Raw genomic sequence first — 514 nt, 5'->3', positions numbered from 1 at the left:
CCGCACCCCCAGCCACCAATGGGAATTCACACATATCCGGGTCCGAAAGGCATACAACTCGCTTTTACACTTATCGCGCAACAACTGGCTGTTTGCCTATCTCCAACCCCCGCCAGAAGCACTCGAACCGGCCCGGTGGGCAGCAACCACAAACAGCCTAGAAGGCGGAGTCAACGCACAACTCAAACGCATCGCTGACGCCCACCGCGGCAGATCCGGGGAACGACAACGCAAGATGCTCGAGTGGTACCTGCACTCGAAAACGCAGCTGCCTGACGACCCACTCGAGATCGCCAGGCAGTGCAATTACGGACAAGATCAACTCGCCAAAGTTCCCGATCTCGTCCCAGAAGACCACAACACAGCCGACCAAGAAACAGGACGACCAGCCTTCTACGACAACGCTATCCCAACCGAATACCAACACAACATAGGAATCCGCAAAGGCCCCATGCGATAAAGAAATGTCCGCCCGGCGACACGCCGAGCGGACACACTTTTTGCTACTTAACCC

Annotated in this window: 1 pseudogene; it reads left to right on the top strand. The window is 56.4% G+C overall.

From position 1 onward, the window contains the following. A pseudogene (locus tag HMPREF0298_RS11990) lies at positions 1-460 on the top strand (IS1249 family transposase); the annotation flags it as partial. Positions 461-514 lie beyond the last annotated feature (54 nt).

The organism is Corynebacterium lipophiloflavum DSM 44291, from assembly GCF_000159635.1.
Classification (GTDB): domain Bacteria; phylum Actinomycetota; class Actinomycetes; order Mycobacteriales; family Mycobacteriaceae; genus Corynebacterium; species Corynebacterium lipophiloflavum.
Note: the sequence above shows the minus strand (reverse complement) of the source record. Positions and strands in the feature narration are given on the sequence as shown.